Here is a 17,587-nt window from a genome sequence, read left to right as displayed (position 1 = left end):
GCGGCACACGCGCCGCCGGTTGCGGATCAGTCGCGCAGCTTGCGAAAACGCGGCGTTCCGTCCTCGAGGTTTCCGTTGAACATCGCTTCCGGGCGCACCCACAGCCCGCGCGCGTGCGGCCACAGGTGCTCGTACACGACCACCGATTCCTCGGTTTCGGAATGGCGCGCAACGCCGATGTAGCGGTACAGCCCGCCCTTGTAGTGACGGTGCGTCGCGAGTTGTTCGGCTTCCTGTTCGGTCATGATGGGCTTCTCTTCGGCAAAAACGGAAAGCGCGTATTGTATGCGCTGCGCCGCGCGTCAGCGTTTCGCGTAGATGTCCGGGCGGCGGATCTCCATCAACCGTTCGGGGTTCGCGGACGGCCCGAAGCCGACCGGGCGGTACAGCTCGTGCGCATCGGTCGTCACGAGCATGATGCGGCGCAGCCGCTGCACCATCTGCTGCGCGAACACATAGTCGATCAGCGCGCGGCCGTAGCCGTTGCCGCGTTCGGCCGGCAACACGAACACGTCGCACAGGTACGCGAACGTCGCGTGATCGGTGACGAGCCGCGCGAACCCGACGAGCCGGTCGCCGACATACGCGCCGAAGCACAGCGAGCCCTCGATCGCCTTCTCGACCACATCGCGCGGAATGCCCTGCGACCAGTACGCGTCGCGATGCAGAAAGTCGTAGATCGCGTCGATGTCGAGTTCGCGCTTGTCGGTGGAAAATCTCAGCGTGGCGGGTGCGGCTGCGGGCACGGCGGTTCTCCGGTCGGGGTCGGAAGGCGGAGCATCGACGATACCGCGCTGCGGGGCGGCGGACAAGGGACACCGCCAATCCGCTGCAGCTGAACACAGGTGCGGCGTCTTGCCGGATGGTGATGGGCGACTACGCCGGGCACCATTGCACCTGTACGAGTAGCGCGACCTCCATCTACCTTCGTCACGGCGCCGGCAACGTCTTGTCGGCCTTGCAACGCTTCAGCGGAAGCGGCTTCGCAGCGACGATCCTCGTCACCTCACGCGAGTGCGGATCGATTTCCAGGTCGAGGCATGCGCAGCCGTAGCCGTGCTCTCCCGCGTTGGTGACGACCCAGCCTTGCGTCGACATGTCGGGCATCTCGTCGAGGCCCGGTACCGGCTCGTTGCCCATGGTCGACAACGTCCAGCTGCCGTCCTTGTCGACCAGCCACCAGTTGGCCGGCGTCGGATTCTCGAGCCATCCGCAACGTTTTACCGGCGCGGCAGCCGCTTCCGCAGCAGTAGTCAACGCGAGGGCCGCGCCGAGAACCCACATCGCACAACGGGCACGAGCGATTTTCATTTGATCGAATTCAGCCAGGAAGAAGCATCGGTAAGCCGCCAGCGCGGACGCCGGACAGCATACCGGGCTTTCCTTCCTGCGGCGCGCGCCAGCCGACGCAAGGCACCCGAATCGGTGCAGCCGGTCGCGCGCTTCGCGGGCGGCTTCCGGTCGAAGCCGAGCATCCGGAAGACGCGAAGCCGTTGCGCGACGCTCTCGCATCGCCGCAGGCTCAGGCGCAAGCGACAGTGCAGGCACCGGCGCTCGATTCGGTGACAATGTCGCCTGTCCAATAACCCTGTCACGTCGCTTCATGACCTTCCGCCTCATCGCATTCGACTTCGACGGCACGCTCGCCGATTCGCTCGACAGCTTTCTCGCGGCGCTGTCGGAAGCGTCGCGCCTGCACGGCTTTCGCGACGCCACGCCCGAACTGCGCCCCGCGCTGCGCGGAATGTCGGCACGCGACATCATTCGCGCGCTCGACGTGCCGATGTGGAAAGTGCCGCGCGTGACGATCGACATGCGCCGCCTGATGCAGCCGCGCGTCGCGCAGGTGAGACTGTTCCCCGGCGTCGACGCGACGTTCGATGCGCTCGCCGCACGCGGCATCCGCATCGCGATCGCCACGTCCAACACCGAGGACATCGTGCGCGACCGGCTCGGCCCGCGCGCCAGTGCTCACGTCGACACCTTCGCGTGCGGCATTCCGCTGTTCGGCAAGGCGCGTCGCCTGCGCGCGCTCGTTCGCGAGGCCGGTGTACGTGCGGGCGAAGTGCTATACGTCGGCGATGAAATCCGCGATGCCGACGCGGCGCGACGCGCACACATTGCATTCCAGGGCGTAGCGTGGGGCTACACCGCACCCGACGCATTGCAGGCACATTGCGCGACGCCGTTGCTGACGCGCCTCGATGCATTGCTCGATCGCGTGTGACGCCTTCTCGCACATCGCATGCGCGCGCCGACACATCGCTCGGCGTGCATGACACGACACGACAGCAAGACGATGAACGGCAGATGACACGCGCATGCATCTCATGCGTTGCATGCGCCACGTGCGCGCAAAAATTGCCGCCACCGCACGCGCATCAGGTACGCAATACCTGTTCGCGCACGTACGCCTCGTTTCGTCTTACCAACCGTTACACAAACCACAGCACGGTTGCACCTGCTACCCGACCGCTCTCCTAGAATCAGTCGGGCCGGGAAACACTTCGACCGGCGCCGCGGCAGAGCGGCGGTCGAATCCGGCCCGGGCGCGCCCGGTCTCTCGCACAGCTACGGATCACGTCATCCGTTTTTTAAACCAGAGCCCCGATCGAAAGGAGGTCCCATGAACCGCTTTCCCCACATCTCGCGCCTTGCATTGTCTGCCGCTGGCCTGCTTCTCGTCGCCGTGACGGCGACCGCGCAAACCGCCCAACCGGCACCCGCGCCTGCTGCGCCGGCCGCCGCCGCGACGCGCATCCACGAAGCCGACCAGGCGTTCATCACGGACGGCACGAAGACTGTATCGACGCAGCACGACGCGGCACGCATCGCCGATTCGCGCACGTCGGACAGCCAGGTCAAGGCCTTCGCGCAACGCGTGTCGACCGACGACGAAAAGATCATCCAGGCGATGCGTGCGGCGAGCCCGCGCGGTGTCGACGTGCCGGCCAACGATCCCGACACGGCCGTGCTGAACAGCATCAAGACCCTGCGCGGCGCCGAGTTCGACAAGGCGTATATCGAACAGGTCGCACTTGCCGGCCAGCAGAAGACGATCTCGGCATTCCAGGCCGAAATCGCATCGGGCCGCGACACGAAGCTGAAGGAAGTCGCACGCCAGTCGCTGCCGATCCTGCAAGCGCACTACGCAGACGCGCAGAAACTCGCACAGCGCCACCACCTCGCATCGGCGCAGTAACGCGATGCAGCGCCGCGCCTCGCGCGCGGCGCACCGCTTCCCCCTTCGTCGCGCTGCCGCCTCCCCTGCCGTCGGCGCGACGCACGTCACACCTTACGTCGCAAGCTTCGCCGCCAGCCGCGCACTCACCTCCGGCCATTCGTCGTCGATGATGCTGAAACGCACCGAGTTGCGCTTGCGGCCGTCCGGCATGATCCGCTCGTGACGCACGATCCCTTCCTGCTTCGCACCGAGCCGCAGGATCGCCGCGCGCGATTTCTCGTTCAGCTCGTCGGTGGTGAACTGCACCCGCACGCATTGCAGCGTGTCGAACGCGTACGCGAGCAGCAGCCATTTCGCTTCGGTATTCGCACGCGTGCGCTGCGCCGACTCGCTCAGCCACGTATGGCCGATCTCGAGCTTGCGATTCTTGCGGTCGATCTTCCAGAAGCGCGTGCTGCCGATCACGCGGCCCGATGCGCGATCGACGATCGCGAACGGCATCACGGTGCCGACCGCGCGCCCCTGCAATGCGGTCTCGATATAGGCATCGACCGTCTCCGCGCCCGGCACGACCGTGACCTTCAGGTTCCACAACTCGCCGTCGGCGGCGGCATCCAGCAGCGCCTGCCGGTCGGACGCGTCGAGCGGCCGCAGGACGACGCGTTCGCCGTAGAGGGTCGGTGGTTCGACGGAAGATGAAGCGTCGGTCATGACGGGATTCCGGAAAGTGAAGACGTTGGCGGCGAAACGCCCATGATACGGCGCCGCTAGCCGAGGTGCGCGGCCAGCCGGCGGCGGATCGCCTTCGCCTCGCCGCGCAGCGCGTCGGCGAACGCATCGACGAGCAGGCTCTTCGGCCGGTGCTCGGGCACGACCACGCTGACGCGGTACGGAAACGACCGCGTGAGCGGACGCACGTGCAGGTCGCGCCCGACGAAATCGAGCGCGGTCAGCGGATTGACGATCGCGGCACCGAGCCCCTGCCGCACGAACGCACACACCGACACGGCCGACGGCGTGTCGATCACCGAGCGCGGCGCGACGCCGAGTTGCGCGAACGCCTCGTCGATCAGGATGCGGTACGGATCGTTCAGCGACAGGCTCACGAACGGACGATCGGCGAGATCGAGCAGATCGATCGCGTCCTGGGCGAGCAGCGGATGGCCGGCGGGCAGCACGCACACTTCGTCGACCTCGAGCAGCGGCGTGAGCACCGTGCCGGCCGGCGCGACGTCGCGCTCGGTCAGGCCGAGGTCATAACGCTGCGCGGTGAGCCATTCCTCGAGCACCGGCGATTCCTGCGTCGCGACCGACACGCTGGCGCCCGCGTGAGCCTCGTGAAAGCGGCGGCACGCGCCGGGCAGGATCGCATGCGAAAACGCCGGCAGCGCGATCACCGACAGCTGGCCGTCGCGAAATTCGCGCAGGCGCGCGGCCGTTGCGGCGACGCGTTCGAGCCCCACATAGGCGAGCCGCACGTCGTCGAACAGCGTGAGCGCGGCCATCGTCGGCCGCAGCCGGCCGTGCGTGCGCTCGAACAGCGCGAAGCCGACGACCTGCTCCATCCGCGCGAGCTCGCGGCTGATCGTCGGCTGCGACGTGTACAGCATCTCGGCCGCGCGCGTCGTGCTGCCGGTCACCATCAGCGCGCGGAAAACCTCGATATGACGGTGCGTAAGCATGGTCGCCTATATCAGAAATGTATCGAATCACGACAAACCGGCATTTTACTGTATAGCCGATCCGATGCATCATCGACGCTATCCGTTCATTCGATCCGATTCATCCGCCATGTCCCTCGATTCCCGCCAGCTCGCGACGCTCGCCCAGCAATACGGCACCCCGCTGTGGGTGTACGACGCCGACGTCATCCGCGACCGCATCGCCCAACTGCGCCAGTTCGACGTCATCCGCTATGCGCAGAAGGCCAACTCGAACGTCCATATCCTGAAGCTGATGCGCGAAGAAGGCGCATGCGTCGACGCCGTGTCGCTCGGCGAGATCGAGCGCAGCCTCGCTGCGGGGTTCAGTTCGGCAGGCGAGCCGGAAGGCGTCGTGTTCACGGCCGACCTGATCGACCGCCCGACGCTCGCGGCCGTGCTGAAGCATGGCGTGACGGTCAACGCCGGTTCGCTCGACATGCTCGCGCGCATCGGCGAGCACGCGCCGGGCCACCGCGTGTGGCTGCGCGTGAACCCCGGCTTCGGCCACGGCCACAGCAACAAGACCAACACCGGCGGCCCGCAGAGCAAGCACGGCATCTGGATCGACGACGTGCCGCGTGCGATCGAGATCGTGCGCCAGCATGGGCTGAAGCTCGTCGGCATCCACATGCATATCGGCTCGGGCGTCGACTACGGCCACCTGTCGCAGGTGTGCGATGCGATGGTCGATCTCGTCACGTCGCTCGGCCATGACATCGACGCGATCTCCGCCGGCGGCGGCCTGTCGATCCCGTATCGCGACGGCGAGCCGCGCGTCGACGTCGGCCACTACTTCAGCCAATGGGACGCCGCACGCAAGCGGATCGAGCGGCACCTCGGCCACCCGGTACGCATCGAGATCGAACCGGGCCGCTTCCTCGTGGCGGAAGCCGGCACGCTCGTTACCGAAGTGCAGGCGGTCAATCGCCGGCCGAAGCATGATTTCGTGCTGATCGACGCGGGCTTCAACGACCTGATGCGGCCGTCGATGTACGGCAGCTACCACGCGGTGTCCGTGCACGGGCACGACGGCACGCTGCCGGCCGGCCGGCCGGCCGTCGATCTCGCGATCGCGGGGCCGCTGTGCGAATCGGGCGACGTGTTCACGCAGGACGCGGGCGGCGTGGTCACGCACCGCAAACTGCCGCAGCCGCAGATTGGCGACCTGCTGTTCCTGCACGATGCGGGCGCGTACGGCGCGTCGATGTCGTCGAACTACAACAGCCGGCCGCTCGCGCCGGAAGTGCTCGTCGATCGCGGCACGCCGCGGCTGATCCGCCGCCGGCAGACGATCGAGGAACTGCTCGCGCTCGAAACGTTCGAGTAAAGCCACGTCGAGGAACGCGGCGCGCGTCACCCCGCGCGCTGCACCGGCGCCATCTTCGAGAAATACTTCGCGCCCGCCACGCAGCCGACCACGACGAGCGTCACGGCGACCATCGACGGCGGCACCGTCTCGTGCAGCAGGCCTGCCGCCAGCAGGAAGCCGAAGAACGGCTGCAGCAACTGCAGCTGGCCGACGCCCGCGATCCCGCCGAGCGCGAGCCCGCGATACCAGAACACGAAGCCGATCAGCATGCTGAACAGCGACACGTACGCGAGCCCCCACAATGCAGCGGCATCGACGGCGTCGAACGACGCGGGCCAAGTGAGCCACGCGAGCGGCATCATCAGCGGCAGCGACAGCACGAGCGCCCACGAGATCACCTGCCAGCCGCCGAGCTGGCGCGACAGGCGCGCGCCTTCCGCGTAGCCGAGTCCGCACGCGACGATCGCGGCCAGCATCAGCGCATCGCCGACGACCGACGCCTGCCCGCCGTTGCGCAGCGCAAATGCAGCCACCGCCCCGCTGCCGACGATCGAGAAGATCCAGAACGGCAGCCGCGGCCGCTCGCCGCCGCGCCATACGCCGAACAGTGCGGTTGCCAGCGGCAGCAGCCCGACGAACACGATCGCGTGCGCGGACGTCACGTGCTTGAGCGCCAGCGCCGTCAGCAGCGGAAAGCCGACCACGACGCCAAGCGCGACGATGGCCAGCGACACAGCCTCGACCCGCGTCGGCCGCCGCTGCTTCAGCACGACGAGCAACAGCAGGCCGAGCGCACCTGCGATCGTCGCGCGTGCAAAGGTCAGGAACAACGGGTCGAGCCCCTGCACCGCGACACGCGTCGCCGGCAGCGAGCCACTGAAGATGATCACGCCCAGCAGGCCGCTGAGCCATCCATCGGTCGTCTTTTGCACGGGAAATCCTGAACGGGGAAAGTGGATGACCGATGATCCGCCGCCCGCGAAAAGCGCGTAAGCTACAGCCCGATACAATTCAGGCAAACTGTACTGGACAACCGGCCGTACAGTTCACTCACCATGCGCCGAACCGCCCCGCCTCCCGTCCCGCCTGCAGCGTCGCGCACGCGCGTCGAAACCGTGATGGACACCTTGCGCGCGCGCATTGCGAGCCGCGCGCTGATGCCTGGCGCGCGCGTGCCGTCGATCCGGATGATGGCCGACAGCCTGGGCGTATCGAAATCGACGGTCGTCGACGCGTACGAACGGCTGGCGAGCGAAGGCGTGCTGGTCGCACGGCGCGGCTCGGGCTTTTACGTGTCGGGCCACGCGCCGCCGCTCGCGCTCGCCGATCTCGGCCCGCGCCTCGATCGCGAGCTCGATCCGCTGTGGCTGTCGCGCCAGGCGCTCGAAGCAGCGCCGACGTCGGTGAAGCCCGGTTGCGGCTGGCTGCCGTCGTCGTGGTTGCCGGACGAGAGCCTGCGCCGCGCGCTGCGCGCCGTGTCGCGCGACGACGCCGACGCGCTGACCGACTACGCGACGCCGCTCGGCCTGCCCGCGTTGCGCCAGCAGCTCGCCTGGCGGCTCGCGCAGCACGGCGTCCATGCGGAACCCGCGCAGATCATGCTGACCGACGGCGGCACGCATGCGCTCGATCTCGTGTGCCGCCTGCTGCTGGAGCCCGGCGACACGGTCGTGCTCGACGATCCGTGCTACTTCAACTTCCAGGCGTTGCTGCGCGCCCACCGTGCACGGATCGTCAGCGTTCCGTACACGCCGAACGGTCCCGATCTCGTGCGCTTCGAGCAGGTGCTCGCCGAGCACCGGCCGCGCCTGTACATCACCAACGCGGCGCTGCACAACCCGACCGGCGCGACGCTTGCGCCGCCCGTCGCGCACCGGCTGCTGACGCTTGCGGCCGAGCACGGGCTGCTGATCGTCGAGGACGACATCTTCGCGGATTTCGAGAACGCTCCCGCGCCGCGCCTCGCGGCCTTCGACGGGCTGTCGCGCGTCGTGTCGATCGGCAGCTTCTCGAAGACACTGTCGGCCGCGATCCGCTGCGGCTTCGTCGCCGCGCGCCCGGAATGGATCGACGCGCTCGTCGACCTGAAGCTCGCGACGTCGTTCGGCAACGCGCAGATCGGCGCGAACGTCGTGCACCGGCTGTTGATCGACGGCACGTACCGGCGCCATCTCGACAGCCTGCACGCACGTCTTGCGGACGCGATGGGCGAAACGATCCGGCGCCTGACGCGCGCCGGGCTCGGCATCTGGACGGAGCCGCGCGGCGGCCTGTTCGTGTGGGCGGAATTGCCCGACGGGCTCGATGCCGCGCGCGTCGCGCGACATGCGCTGGATCATGACGTCGTGCTGGCGCCCGGCAATGTGTTCAGTCCGTCGCATGGCGCGACGTCGTACATGCGCTTCAACGTTTCGCGCTGCAAGGGGCCCGCGGTGTTCGATGCGCTCGCGCGGGCGATGGATGCGGTGCGGGCGGGTGATCGCAGCGGCGTGCCGCTGGGGGCAGGCGGAAGGTAAATGCCCGAAGCTGGCATCGGGGGAGGTTTCATACCTCCCCCACCCGCCTCACACCTCCCCCACCAGCCTCACACCTCCCCCGCGTGCGCCCTCGCCCGCACCTCGGCAAACGACGTATCGACGAGCAAGCGCCCGGTATCGAACACGGTCTCGAGCGCGTCGTCCCATTCGCCTTCCAGTGCACGGTCGTCCCACGCAACGGGCAGCGTCACAGTCCGATATTCGCCGGTGCGGCGATTGCGCAGCAACGTGAGCCGCCCCTTCTTCGAACGCTTGCCCTGATCGGTGACCGGATCCTTGCGGACGTCGTGCCACGCGCCGCCGCGCCGGATCGCCGAGCACTTCATCGCGAAACGCTGCGTATCGCGGTTGACCCGCTGCAACAGCGCACCGCCCATGCCGAACACGAGGTTGCCGGCCGCGTAGCCCGCCTCGTCGAGCGCGGAGAGAATCGCTTCGATCGACGCCTCGTCGACACCGTCGCCCTGGATCACGCGCACACGGTTCAGCACCCGCCGCCCTTTTCCATTGACGGTCGAACCGAACGATGCATCGAGCGCACGCACGGTCTGCAGCACGATCGTCACGGGGTCGCCCGAATCGGGACGCACGACGAGCGTCGCACCCGATTCGAGCACGGCCTGCCGAAGCTCGCCGCCCCACAGATCGAGTGCGGCGAACAGATCGTAGGAGTCCGATACGACCGATACGATCGCACCCGGCAAGCCGAATCGATTGATCATGTTCCGGTACGCATCGGCCTCGCCTTCGCGGCCCCACGACGTGATCGTGCTGTGCTCGGCCGCCGGCACCGAGTACGCGGCCATCGGCTCGCGATAGAAACGGTTCGCGGCCAGCACGCCGAGCACCGTGTCCGAGCCCATGAAGTTCACGAGGTGCGCGGCGCCGCCGATCGCGGCCGACTCCGCGCTCGACACGCCGCGCGCGCCGAAGTCGTGCAGCTTGAACGGCAGTTGCGCGAGATCGTCGTCGGTCTTTTCGAGGAAGCGGCGGATCGTCTGCCGCAGATGCCAGCTGCGGGTCGCGACCGTCACCGGATACCAGATGCGCAGCAGCATCGTCTCGAGATACGACGCGAGCCAGAACACCTGCGGATCGTCGCATTCGACAGTCATCAGCACGTTGTGCACCGGCACGACCGAACCCTCGGGCACCGCGCGGATCTTCACCGGCAGGTAGCCGTCGTAGCGTTCGACGATGTAGCGCCATCCCGCTTCGTTGAACGGCACGCCGTGCACCGCGAAGAAATCGCGTGCGTCGTCGATCATCGCGTGCGTGACCGGCTTGCACAGATATTCCTTCAGCAACATCTGCAGGCCGAAGAACACCGTGCGGTCGTAGCGGCCGCCGCGCGATTCGACATACGAGAACATCGCCGACGCGTCGGGCGGATATTGCAGGAAGTGCGAAGCCTTGTAGGAATCCGTATTGAGGATCGGATTGGCGAGAACCGCGGCAAGGCCGCCGAGATCGTTTTGCATGGCTAGAGCTCCTCTAGGCCGTTGAAGTGCCGCCGCGTCTGTCGCGGCGGACGGAATGCGGGGAATCAGCGGATCACAGCTTCCCCAGGAAGTGATACGCGATGTCGAAGTGATCCTCGAACATCACGTTGCGCATCTGCGCGAATTCGTTGAGCGGCACCCAGCGCGCCTTGTCGGCGTCGTCGCTGCCCTTCACGCGCGGCAGCTCGCCGGTCGGGAAGTTGAACAGGCACGCGTGCGTGATCGTGCGGCCGCGCAGCGAACGCGTCGGGTGATCGAACACCTGGCGATCCTTGATCGAGCCGCGCAGCACGGGCTCCGGCAGCTTGAGGCCGGTTTCCTCGCGCAGTTCGCGGATGCAGGCCGCATCGAGCCGCTCGTCCTGGTTCACGAACCCGCCCGGCAGTGCCCACAGGCCGCGGCCCGGCTCGCTGCGGCGACGCACGAGCAGGATGTGGCCCGAGTGCACGACCACCGCGTCGACCGTCACGAACGTGACGGGATACGGTGCGGCCGCCCACGCCTTGCGATACGCGGCAATGAATTCGGCCTCCGACTTCAGCTGCGCGAATTCCGGCTGCGTGCGAAAACGCTCGAGCCAGCCGAACACGGGTTCCGGTACGGCCCACTGCACGAAACTGTTGGTGCGTTCGGCGAAATACTGGTCGCGGATCTCGGTGGCGGAAATGTCTTCCGTCGCGTCGACGTCGACGAGCTCCCATTGCGGGAACATCCGCAGGTAATACGACGTGGCGTCCTTCTCGTGGCCGATCAGCCCGACCTTGCGCTGTGCGATGTCGCCGAGCGTGGATGCGACGGCGTCCTGCACCCAGCGCACCCAGTCGCCGTCGTTGTACGTCGAATCCTGCAGCGGCGCGATCGTCACGCGGTCGCGCTCGGACGCGTCGAGCAGCGAAGCCAGCATCTGGCGGCGCTCGTCGAACGAGAACGGATCCTTGATGGTGCGGGGCTTGTCGGTCGATCCGATCAGCACGCACACGCGCTCGGCCCGGCTCAGTGCCGACTTCAGCACGTTCAGGTGACCACGATGCGGAGGCTGGAAACGACCAATGAAAACGAGCGCGTCGAAGCGCCGGTTCTGTTGCGTACTCATGAGGCTCCCTCAAGAGATTGAAACGCTCCGGGTCTGTCCCGAAGGGTTGTATCGAATCCTAGGTGAAATCCCGAGGTGCGTCAATCGCGCCCGTTCGAGCACACGCTCGACTTGACGAAGTCTGACGAAACGCGCGTTTTTGGCGGGTTACACTCGATTTCATCCTAATCCGCGCCCTTGCCCGCCATCATGAGGATCTCAGTCAGCCGGACCGTCGGCGTCGATCGCAGGCGCCTCTTCACGTGGTCGCAGGATTACGCGCGGCGGCTCGTGTGGGACAGTTTCCTCACCGACGCCTATCTGCTCGACGGAACGACGCCCGACGTCGGCGTCGACGCGTTCTGCCGCAGCCAGTCGGGCGCGACGATGGTGTCGCGCTACATCTCGTACCGGCCGCCGCAGGTCGCCGCCGTCGAAATGGTCGAAGGGCCCAAGGTGCTCGAACGCTTCAGCGGCAGCTGGAATTTCACCGAACACACGCCCGGGTCGACCGAGGTGAAGTTCACGTACAACTTCCGCGCCCAGCCGTCCTGGCTGCGCTGGCTGCTCGAACCGCTGATCGGCGCGTTCTATCTCGTCCAGACGCGCCGGCGTCTCGATTCGTTCAAGCGCTGGGCCGAGGCCGAAGCGCTGCCGCACTGACCGGTGCGCGCCGCCGGCCGCGCCATCGGACATTTGCCAGATTCGCCGAACCCGGGGAAACTACGGGCCACCGTCATCCCGACGGCATGCCCTGCCCGAGAGAACAGGGCGCGCTCCCTGTAACGGCATCGACACAAACACAATCCGATGAGCCTGATATCCCGATTCTTTGGCCGCAAGGAAGCGCCCGAAAACCCCGTCGCGCTGGTCGCGGCCCCCGACGTCGAGAATCCATTGAGCGTGGCGGTCGTCTTCGACGGCCCGCTGCAGGTCGACATTGCCGCGCTGACGGCCGCGCTGCGTGCCTATCACCCGAGCATGAAACAGGCGCGCGTCGAAACCGAGCCGACGCTGGAGCAGGTATTCGGGCTCGCCGGCTGGGGCGACCATGTCGTCCGGCTGGTCGGATTCGATGCGCCCTATCCGTCCGACGCGCTGGAGACGTGCGTCGCACCCGCCCACTACGGGCAGGACCTGAAGCAGCAGGTACGCGCGAGCCGCAGCCACGTGATCCTCTACTACGCCGGGCACGAAGCGAATCCGCTCGACCAGTATGTCGCGCTGGCGGCGGTCGCCGGCGCGCTGGCCGAGCAGAACGGCGTCGCGGTGCCGAACGAGCATGCGCACACGTCGTTGCCCGCCGGCGTCTTCAACGCGAAGGAACTCGGCGAAGAAAGCCTCGAGGTGCTGCGCGACATCCCGCTGAACCTGTTCTTCTGCGGCTTCGTGAAATACGAGGTCGAAGGCGTCGAAGGCGTGTGGATGCGCACCTATGGCGCCGACGTGTTCGGCCTCCCCGATTTCGCCGCGCTCGCGGCTGGCCATCACGAAGGCGAACGCTATTCGGGCATCTTCAACAACGTGATGCACTACCTGCTGGACAGCGGCGCACGGATGCACGCGGGCGAGACGATGCAGATCGGCTCGGAAACGTACATGAAGCTGCGCGAACCGCTCGAACACGAGTATTACCTGCGGGGTCCTGCGCAGGTGCTGGTGGCCGAACTGATCTCGGCCGACGAAATCAATCGCTGAAACGCACGTCGATGCGCGGCGCGCGGGGGCGAACGTTCTCGAAACGAACCGCGCGCCGCCACGCCAAATGACGGCTGCGTGACAGTCGTCCACCCGATGAGGAGATGTCCGTGTTCGGCATTCGCGTCGCTCTCACGCTGGCCGCGATCGGCCTTTCGTTGTCGGCCCATGCAGACAGCATCGACTGCTCGCGTGCGAAGACACGCACCGATCGCCTGATCTGCGGCGACAAGGCGCTCGTCTCGGCAGACACCACCCTGTCGAACGCGTACTACGATGCGATCGGCATCGCGGCCGACCAGCAGGCCGTCGTCCGGTCGCAACGTGCATGGCTCGCGCAGCGCGATGCGTGCGCCGACGCCGCGTGCATCGCCACCGCGTACCGCGACCGCACGGCTGCGCTGAAGCAGGTGAAACACGCGGGCTGGAAAACCTACCGCGATCCCGCGCTCGGCATTTCGTTCGAATACCTCGCGAACCGGCAGGTGAAAAAGCCGTGCCCGGAAGGCGGCAGCGACCATTGCGTCGCGATCGTCGGCCGGAACATGACCTACAGCAGCAGCTTCATCTCGTTCGAGATCGTCGACGGCGCGCTGGAACCGGTCGCGGAGAAAGAAGCGGGCTTCGTGAAGGACGACGACGGCAAGTGGGTGACGTCGTACGGCCCCGGCATTCCGCAGGAAGTCGAGCGCTTCTCGGGCCCCGGCTGGCGCGGCATGCGCGCGACGATCACGTGCGGTATCAGCGATCCGGAAACCGGCTTCCATGCTGCCGGCGGCGAATGCTACTGGGCCGTGCTGAGCAACGGCAAGCGCTCGGCCGTCGCGGGCACGCAAGGCATCGTCGGCACCGACGATGCGACGCTGCACAGCGTGTCGACGTTCCGGTTCGAACGCTAGCGCGTCACGAACGTATCCGCGCCCGATTCGCGGCGCAACATCGCTTCCGTGATGGCGAACAAGGTGCGAAATGCGTGTTCAAGCCGACACGCCGCCACGCGCCACCTGCTGCCGAACCTGCGCGTGCGTGCCGAGCGCGGCGGCAATCGCATCGACCGCTTCGGCCGCGCGCGCCGCGCCGCACATGAATGCGTCGACGGCCGCGAAGCAATGCTCGGGCCACGTGTGGATCGTGATGTGCGACTCGGCGAGCAGCACGACACCCGTTACGCCGTGCTCGCCGCCGAAGTGATGGAAGTGCGCGCCGATCACGCGCGCGCCGGCCTGTCGCGCGGCGCCGGTGAGGATCGCTTCCAGCCGCGCGGCGTCGCGCAACAGCGCCGCATCGATGCCGGCCAGATCGGCCAGCACGTGCGAGCCGAGCGTCGCGCGTGGCGGCTCGATCCCATCGCGTGCGGTCATTTGTGCGACCCGTACGACGAGTAGCCGCTGCGGGCCGACGAACTGCCCCAGCCGCTGCCGCCCGAACCGCTGCCGCCGATCGACGCGCAGCTGAACAGCGTGACGACGAACAGGCCGTAGAGGCCGTAGAGGATGTACCGGATCACGACTTGCCCCCGTCCGACGCAAAGCCCTTCCACAGCCATTCCGGCAGCCACAGCACCAGCAGGCCGACCAGCACGTAGACGGTGCGGCCGCTGAACGAGAACAGCGTTCCCATGTTGAAGATCACGAGCAACGCGCTGAACACCCACGGCAGCGGCGCGAAACTGTGCGGACTTTTCCCCCCGAACAGGCCCGTCGACGCTGCCGCCCCCGAAGCAGCAGCAAGCGCCGGCGCGCTGAAACGTTCGGCAAGCGCGCTGCCCGACAGCGGCCGGGCGCGCGACCAGACGATTTCCGCATCGCTGCGCTCGCGCGTCAGCTTGTCCTTCTGCCAGCCGTAATCGACGATCGACGTGCGATCGCCCACCTGCACGCGCCAGTTGAACGCACCGACCACGTAGACGACCTCCGAGTCATATTCCTCGCGCAGCCGGTAGGTCTTGCCACCGTCGGTCACGTCGGAATCGCTGCCGATCGTCGGCCATTGGTCGAGCACCTTCACGCGCTCCCAGCGCCCCTCGCTCTGCACCAGCCACAGGAAGCCGCGCTTCGGGTTCAGCAGCAGGTATTCGTCCCAGGTCTCGTCGTCGCCCGGCACGCGGCAGCGCATCATCCCGATCACCGTGTACTTCACGCCGTCGAACGTGCCGATCGCACCGAGTTCCAGCGCACCCTTCACCGCGTCGAGCTTGCGCTGCGCCGCGAACACGGTCTGCTGCTCGGCCGTGCACTGCACGCCCGCGTGGCAGCTTCCGCATACGACGTAGTCGGCCACGTTCGGCAGATACGACAGCGGCGCGCCGCAGCTCGGGCACGCGAACGGCACCATCTCCGAGCCGCGCTTCTCGCGCGTGTCGTGTTCGGTGTCGCGCAGCCCGGTGAACGCGAGCGCGTCGAACTCCAGTGCCTCACCTGTGTAGACGGCCGGGCTGCCGCCGTTCGAGTCGGCGTCGGAATAATCGTAGGTCGCGAATGCGTTGCCGGTCCGCAGGTCGACGACACGCGCCTCCCAACCCGTATCGACGCGGAACGGCAACTCGCCGTCGCCGCCCGTGCACCGCGCGGTACGCACGTCGGACACGAGATACGCGCGGCCGCCGTGGTCGATCCGCATGCCCGGCTCGAGCGTGCCGAACGCGGGCCATGCGCCGCCGGACGCATCGTCGGGCTCGCGCACCGTGACCGCGTACTGGCCCGACGCATCCGACAGCCAGCCGAACGCGCCGTCGTCGAACACGACGTACCACTCGCTCCACGCGCCGGCGTCGTAGGTCATCTGGATGCGCCCGAGCACCGTGAACGCGCGCTTGCCGTAGCGGCCAGCCGTGCCGATCTGGATCGGCGACGCATCGTCGAGCACCGTGGCCAGCTCGCCGATCCGTTCGACGTCGGCGCCGCGCTTGAGCAGCGTGCTGCGGCAGAACGCGCAGACGGCCATCACGGCCGCCGCCGAGCGAAACTCGACCGGCGCGCCGCACTGGGGGCACGAGGTGCTGAACATGCGCGACGTTTACCGGGTGAGCTTCGCGAGGATCTCGGCCTTCGCGCGCGAATATTCGTCTTCGGTCACGAGCCCCTTGTCGAACAGCGCCTTCAGCTGTTCGAGCCGCTGCACGTAATCGGTGCCCTCGGCCGGCGCGGCAGCGACGGGCGCCGCGGCGGGCGCGGGCGGTGCGGGCGGCGCCGGTTGCGCGGCGCCCGCGATCTGGCCGGCCATCGCCTGCCCGATCGCCGCACCGGCTGCGAGCCCCGCGCCGACCCCGGCGATGCCGCCCGGGTTCTGCGCGGCGAGCGGAATCGCCTGCGCAGTCTGGTATTGCGTGGCGCGTGCGAGATCGCCGGCCATCCCCGCGCCGATCCGCAGGTCGAGCGCCTTCTGCAACTCGGCCGGCAGCGACACGCTTTCAACCGCGAACGCGTCGAGCGCGAGCCCGTAGCGCGTGAATACCGGCACCAGCGCCTCGGCGACGCGCTGCGACAGCAGCGACTGGTTCGCGGCCATGTCGACGAACGGTACGTCGGCCGAGCCGAACGTCGTGCTCATCGCGGTGACGACCAGGTTGCGCAACTGCTGCTCGAGATCGTCGACCGTGTACGCCGCGCGCGTGCCGCTGACCTCGCGGTGGAACGCGGCCGCATCGACGATCCGGTACGAGTAGATGCCGAACGCGCGCACCTGCACGAAGCCGAATTCACGATCGCGGATCGTCACCGGCTGCGCGGTGCCCCAGCGCCGGCCGAGCTGCAGCCGCGTGCTGAAGAAGTAGACGTCCGACTTGAAAGGTGATTGAAAGAATTTATCCCAGTTCTTCAGGTACGTGAGTACCGGCAGCGTATTCGTTTCCAGCGTGTACAGCCCCGGCTGGAACACGTCGGCCACCTTGCCTTCGTTGACGAAGATCGCGACCTGGGTTTCGCGCACGGTCAGCTTGCCGCCGTACTGGATCTCCTGGTCTTCCATCGGATAGCGCCAGGCCAGCACGCCGTCGGTGTCTTCCGTCCATTGCAGGACGTCGATGAACTGCTTGCGGATGAATGAACCCAGACTCATGTCGGTCTCCTCGAAACGCGTGGCGCGTCAGGTCAGGCAGGCGGCATTGATGATGCCGACGACGAGCGACGCGGTGCCCATCAGGCCGCCCATCGCGACGTTGCGATCCTCGATTGCATGATTCATGCCGGGCATCAGGCGCGTCAGCGCCGCATAGGTGATCAGTTGCACGATCATCGCGCCGACGGCCCAGATCACGACTTCGCCGAGCGTCGAGTTGTGCGCGATGCTGGACGCGAGCGTCAGGCAGAAACCGATCAGCGCGCCGCCGAACGACAGCGTCGCGGCCGCGTTGCCGTCGCGGATCAGCGCCAGTTCGTCGAACGGGGTGACCTTCAGGTACACTGCCGCGAACACAAGAAGCAGCACGAACGCCGACAGTAAATGAACCGCATAAAGATAGGCACTATTCATTCTTTTCCTCGGATTTTGTGCTCGGTTCGCCGCCCCGTCGCCGGCCGGCCCGCACGGGCCCAGCTGACAAAAATCCGCGCCAGTATATCCACATTGCCGAACACTGCACAAC

The 17,587-nt window shown here is 67.2% G+C and carries 20 protein-coding genes; 7 read left to right on the top strand and 13 right to left on the bottom strand.

What is annotated here, in order from left to right; translation table 11 throughout:
* Nucleotides 1–26: 26 nt before the first annotated feature.
* From U5798_RS04155 to U5798_RS04145, 3 genes are all read right to left on the bottom strand, one after another.
* Nucleotides 27–245: a DUF1653 domain-containing protein gene (locus U5798_RS04155; protein WP_006480837.1), complete on the bottom strand. Its 219-nt coding sequence runs from the start codon at nt 243–245 to the stop codon at nt 27–29.
* A 57-nt stretch (nt 246–302) separates the two neighbouring features.
* Entirely contained in the window at nt 303–746 is a 444-nt protein-coding gene (locus tag U5798_RS04150) for a GNAT family N-acetyltransferase (protein WP_322081292.1), read from the bottom strand.
* Between the two features lie 184 nt (nt 747–930).
* The gene (locus U5798_RS04145; protein WP_322081291.1) at nt 931–1,605 is read right to left on the bottom strand and encodes a DUF4087 domain-containing protein; all 675 of its coding nucleotides are present in this window, start codon (nt 1,603–1,605) and stop codon (nt 931–933) included.
* Here U5798_RS04145 and U5798_RS04140 point away from each other — a divergent pair.
* Together U5798_RS04140 and U5798_RS04135 are read left to right on the top strand one after the other, a co-directional pair.
* Complete coding sequence (locus tag U5798_RS04140) at nt 1,604–2,227, top strand: HAD hydrolase-like protein (protein WP_124449615.1); 624 nt, start codon at nt 1,604–1,606, stop codon at nt 2,225–2,227. The two genes, U5798_RS04145 and U5798_RS04140, sit on opposite strands and share 2 nt — an antisense overlap.
* A gap of 399 nt (nt 2,228–2,626) precedes the next feature.
* Entirely contained in the window at nt 2,627–3,202 is a 576-nt protein-coding gene (locus U5798_RS04135; protein ID WP_124449613.1) for a DUF4142 domain-containing protein, read from the top strand.
* Nucleotides 3,203–3,295: 93 nt separating this feature from the next.
* Here the strand turns inward: U5798_RS04135 and U5798_RS04130 are convergent, their stop codons facing one another.
* Entirely contained in the window at nt 3,296–3,895 is a 600-nt protein-coding gene (locus U5798_RS04130) for a GNAT family protein (RefSeq protein ID WP_322081290.1), read from the bottom strand.
* A 56-nt stretch (nt 3,896–3,951) separates the two neighbouring features.
* Complete coding sequence (locus tag U5798_RS04125) at nt 3,952–4,866, bottom strand: LysR family transcriptional regulator (protein WP_322081289.1); 915 nt, start codon at nt 4,864–4,866, stop codon at nt 3,952–3,954.
* Nucleotides 4,867–4,975: 109 nt separating this feature from the next.
* Here U5798_RS04125 and lysA point away from each other — a divergent pair, with 109 nt between their 5' ends.
* Complete coding sequence (gene lysA, locus U5798_RS04120; RefSeq protein ID WP_322081288.1) at nt 4,976–6,214, top strand: diaminopimelate decarboxylase; 1,239 nt, start codon at nt 4,976–4,978, stop codon at nt 6,212–6,214.
* 26 nt (nt 6,215–6,240) lie between these two features.
* On the opposite strand, the gene U5798_RS04115 is transcribed toward lysA, so the two are convergent.
* The gene (locus U5798_RS04115; RefSeq protein ID WP_322081287.1) at nt 6,241–7,128 is read right to left on the bottom strand and encodes a DMT family transporter; all 888 of its coding nucleotides are present in this window, start codon (nt 7,126–7,128) and stop codon (nt 6,241–6,243) included.
* Nucleotides 7,129–7,251: 123 nt separating this feature from the next.
* Between U5798_RS04115 and U5798_RS04110 the strand changes: the two genes are divergently transcribed.
* Nucleotides 7,252–8,712, top strand: a complete 1,461-nt coding sequence (locus U5798_RS04110) for a PLP-dependent aminotransferase family protein (RefSeq protein ID WP_322081286.1) — start codon at nt 7,252–7,254, stop codon at nt 8,710–8,712.
* Between the two features lie 68 nt (nt 8,713–8,780).
* Here the strand turns inward: U5798_RS04110 and U5798_RS04105 are convergent, their stop codons facing one another.
* Together U5798_RS04105 and U5798_RS04100 are read right to left on the bottom strand one after the other, a co-directional pair.
* A complete protein-coding gene (locus U5798_RS04105; RefSeq protein WP_322081285.1) occupies nt 8,781–10,214 on the bottom strand; it encodes a nicotinate phosphoribosyltransferase in 1,434 nt (477 codons plus the stop codon).
* A 73-nt stretch (nt 10,215–10,287) separates the two neighbouring features.
* Entirely contained in the window at nt 10,288–11,328 is a 1,041-nt protein-coding gene (locus U5798_RS04100; RefSeq protein ID WP_124449599.1) for a bifunctional nicotinamide-nucleotide adenylyltransferase/Nudix hydroxylase, read from the bottom strand.
* Between the two features lie 189 nt (nt 11,329–11,517).
* On the opposite strand from U5798_RS04100, the gene U5798_RS04095 reads away from it, so the two are divergent.
* From U5798_RS04095 to U5798_RS04085, 3 genes are all read left to right on the top strand, one after another.
* Entirely contained in the window at nt 11,518–11,970 is a 453-nt protein-coding gene (locus U5798_RS04095; protein WP_322081284.1) for an SRPBCC family protein, read from the top strand.
* A 147-nt stretch (nt 11,971–12,117) separates the two neighbouring features.
* A complete protein-coding gene (locus U5798_RS04090) occupies nt 12,118–13,005 on the top strand; it encodes a DUF4261 domain-containing protein (RefSeq protein WP_322081283.1) in 888 nt (295 codons plus the stop codon).
* Between the two features lie 110 nt (nt 13,006–13,115).
* Complete coding sequence (locus U5798_RS04085; protein WP_322081282.1) at nt 13,116–13,904, top strand: lysozyme inhibitor LprI family protein; 789 nt, start codon at nt 13,116–13,118, stop codon at nt 13,902–13,904.
* Between the two features lie 78 nt (nt 13,905–13,982).
* On the opposite strand, the gene speD is transcribed toward U5798_RS04085, so the two are convergent.
* From speD to U5798_RS04060, 5 genes are read right to left on the bottom strand one after another with little or no spacing between them, the layout of a single operon-like run.
* Entirely contained in the window at nt 13,983–14,366 is a 384-nt protein-coding gene (speD, locus tag U5798_RS04080; RefSeq protein ID WP_322081281.1) for an adenosylmethionine decarboxylase, read from the bottom strand.
* On the bottom strand, nt 14,363–14,512 hold the full coding sequence (locus tag U5798_RS04075) for a hypothetical protein (RefSeq protein ID WP_185658142.1): 150 nt from the start codon (nt 14,510–14,512) through the stop codon (nt 14,363–14,365). The genes speD and U5798_RS04075 overlap by 4 nt, the downstream gene beginning before the upstream one ends.
* Nucleotides 14,509–16,011, bottom strand: a complete 1,503-nt coding sequence (locus U5798_RS04070; protein WP_322081280.1) for a DUF4178 domain-containing protein — start codon at nt 16,009–16,011, stop codon at nt 14,509–14,511. Before U5798_RS04070 ends, U5798_RS04075 begins: the two co-directional genes overlap by 4 nt.
* Nucleotides 16,012–16,020: 9 nt before the next feature.
* Nucleotides 16,021–17,061, bottom strand: coding sequence for an SPFH domain-containing protein (locus U5798_RS04065; RefSeq protein ID WP_322081279.1), 1,041 nt, complete (start codon nt 17,059–17,061; stop codon nt 16,021–16,023).
* Nucleotides 17,062–17,088: 27 nt separating this feature from the next.
* Complete coding sequence (locus U5798_RS04060) at nt 17,089–17,475, bottom strand: DUF350 domain-containing protein (RefSeq protein ID WP_059239663.1); 387 nt, start codon at nt 17,473–17,475, stop codon at nt 17,089–17,091.
* Between the last annotated feature and the right edge of the window lie 112 nt (nt 17,476–17,587).

Origin of the sequence: Burkholderia sp. BCC1972 (assembly GCF_905339605.1) — a bacterium.
In the GTDB taxonomy this organism is placed as follows: Bacteria; Pseudomonadota; Gammaproteobacteria; order Burkholderiales; family Burkholderiaceae; genus Burkholderia.
This window is presented reverse-complemented; position numbering and strand designations above follow the sequence as displayed.